This window comes from Streptomyces sp. T028 (genome assembly GCF_048159505.1).
Classification (GTDB): Bacteria; Actinomycetota; Actinomycetes; order Streptomycetales; family Streptomycetaceae; genus Streptomyces.
On record NZ_JBLRVZ010000122.1, the window covers coordinates 1 to 3,030 of the forward strand.

Genomic DNA, 3,030 nt, shown 5'->3' on the forward strand with positions numbered 1-3,030 from the left:
ACACCCACCCGCTCCCCGAACCACACCGGCAACACACCCACCGGCACCCCACCAGCCGTCGCATTCCACTCACCCAACAACCGATCACGCTCAGTGGCGTCGAGGATCTCGATGTCCCCGATCGGGCGGTCGGGATCGGCGGCAGCGGCGCGCAGCACGCGTTCGAGGCGGGCGACGACGAGGCCGACGGTGTCGCGGTCGAAGAGGTCCGCGGAGTAGTCCGCGACGCCTTCCAGGCCGTTCGGAACGCCGTTCGCGGTGTGCCGTTCGCCGAGGCCGAGGGACAGGTCGAACCTGGCCCACGGGGACTCGCCGGCCTCGGCGCCGACGGCCAGGCCCGGTAGGTCGAGGGACGCGTTCCGGGTGTTCTGCACGGTCAGCGTCACCTGGAAGAGCGGATGGCGGGTCAGCGACCGCCGGGGGTTGAGCGCCTCGACGAGCCGCTCGAACGGCAGGTCCTGGTGGGCGTAGGCGGCCAGGTCGGTCTCCCGGACCCGGGCCAGCAGCTCACGGAACGTGGGATCGCCCGAGGTGTCGGTCCGCAGCACCAGGGTGTTGAGGAAGAAGCCGACCATGTCGTCGAGGGCGTCGTCGGTCCGGCCGGCGATGGGGGCGCCGATCGGGATGTCGGTGCCGGCGCCCAGCCGCGTCAGGACGGTGGCGAGGCCGGCCTGGAGCACCATGAAGAGGCTGGTGCCCAAGGAGGTGGCGAGCGACAGCAGCTGACGGTGCATCTGCGCGTCGAAGGAGAACCGGAGCTTCGCCCCGCGTTGGGGGCCGGTCAGCGGCCGCGGCCGGTCGGTGGGCAGGGTCAGTTCCTCGGGCAGGCCGGCGAGGGCCTGCGTCCAGTGGGCGAGCTGCCGCGAGATCTCGCTGTCCGGGTCGTCCTCGTCGCCCAGCAGCTCACGNTGCCACAGCGCGTAGTCGGCGTACTGCACCGGCAGCGGCGCCCACTGCGGCTCCGCGCCCTCGCAGCGAGCCGCGTAGGCCGCCGCCAGATCCGCGGCCAGCGGACGCAGCGACCACGCGTCACCCGCGATGTGGTGCAGGACCAGAACGAGGACGTGCTCCTCCGCGCCCACGGCCAGCAGCTCCGCGCGCAGCGGAATCTCCTCGGTCAGGTCGAAGCCCCGGCCGATGAACGCGGCGATCCGCGCGTCGGCATCGGCCTGGCCGGCCAGGTCGAGCACGGTCAGGCCGAGCGGCTGTGCCGAGGCGTCGCACACGGCCTGGCGGGGTTCGCCGTCCGGGGCGGGGAAGACCGTGCGCAGGCTCTCGTGGCGGACCACCACATCGGCGAGCGCCGCCTCCAGCGCGGCCACGTCCAGGATGCCGCGCAGTCGCAGCACCATGGGGATGTTGTAGAGCGGGCTCGCCGTGTCCATCTGGTTGATGAACCACAGGCGGCGCTGCGCGAAGGACAACGGAACGATCTCCGGCCGCGCGACAGGGGCCGGCGCCGGGCGGGCCGACGCCGCCCGGTCGAGGCGCTCGGCGAGTCCGGCGACGGTCGGCGCCTCGAAGAGCGCCCGGATGCCCAGTTGGGCGGACAGCACCGAGCGGATACGGCTCAGCAGCCGGGTGGCGAGCAGCGAGTGGCCGCCCAGTTCGAAGAAGTTGTCGTCGATCCCGACCCTGCCGACGCCCAGCACCTCCGCGAAGAGGCCGCAGAGGATGGACTCCTGCGGGGTGCGCGGCTCGCGGCCGTGCACGGCCGCGGTCTGCTGCGGTGCGGGCAGCGCCTTGCGGTCCGTCTTCCCGTTCGGCGTCAACGGCACCGACTCGAGCGCCACGACGGCGGACGGAACCATGTACTCCGGCAGCACGGCCGCCACATGACGGCAGATCGCCCGGACATCCGGCGCCACCCCCTCCACCGGCACCACATAACCCACCAGACGACGATCACCAGGCGAGTCCTCCCGCACCACCGCCACCGCACGCGCGACACCAAAGGCCGAAGCCAGCGCGGACTCCACCTCACCCAGCTCGATCCGGTGCCCCCGCACCTTCACCTGGTCGTCGACACGGCCCACGAACTCCAGCACACCCGCGCCCGTCCACCGCACCACATCACCCGTGCGATACATGCGCGAACCAGGCTCCCCGAACGGGTCCGCGACGAACCGCTCCGACGTCAGCCCCGGCTGCCCCAGATAACCCCGGGCCACGCCTTCGCCCGCGATGTACAGCTCGCCGGGGACTCCGGCGGGGACGGGGGTCATCCGGCTGTCCAGCACATAGACCTGGGTGTTGCCCAGCGGCCGGCCGATCGGGACAGCTCCGTTCGGCAGTTCCTCGCCGGGGCCTATGCGGTGCTGCACGGCGCTCACCGTGGTCTCGGTGGGGCCGTAGACGTTGAACAGCGTTCCCTGCGGGCGCAGTCGGCGCCACGGCTCGACGGCGCCCGAGGCGAGTGCCTCACCGGCGACGAGAAGCTCCGCGTCGTCCGCGGCGCCCCCGACGGTGTCCGCCGGCATGCGGAGGTGGCTGGGCGTCACCTTCAGCAGGTCGAAGTGCCTCTCGACGGTCTGCTCCAGGAAATCCGTCAGCCGTATGTGGCCGCCCGCGGTGAGCGGCACGTGGAGCGAGGTCACGGTGGTGTCGAACGACACCGAGGAGTGCAGCAGGACCTCGCCGCGGACGCCTTGGTAGTCGGCGACGGCGCCCGCGATGTAGTCGGCGAGGCCCGCGTGCCGTACGACGACTCCCTTGGGTGTCCCGGTGGAGCCCGAGGTGTAGATGACGTAGGCGGCATGGTCGGGCAGCAACGCGGTGGTGCGGTCTCCGTCGGCCGGGTTCCCGGAGTCGTGCCGGGCGAGGTCGGCGACCGTCGCGGCGTCGTCCATGGCGAGGACGGGCTGTTCGACGCCCTTCGGCAGGTGCGGCAGGACGTCCTTGGTCGTGACCACCAGGGCAGGGGCGGCATCGGCCAGCATGTGGGCGATGCGGTCGGCGGGGTACTCCGTGTCGACCGGCAGATACGCGGCACCGGACTTCAGCACCGCGAGGACCGCGACCACCATCTCC

1 protein-coding gene is annotated in these 3,030 nt (G+C 72.1%); it reads right to left on the reverse strand.

Annotated features, from left to right (window positions below; translation table 11 throughout):
• A partial coding sequence (locus ACLZN2_RS50775; protein WP_416987059.1) for an amino acid adenylation domain-containing protein occupies positions 1–3,030 on the reverse strand: 3,030 nt, incomplete at both ends.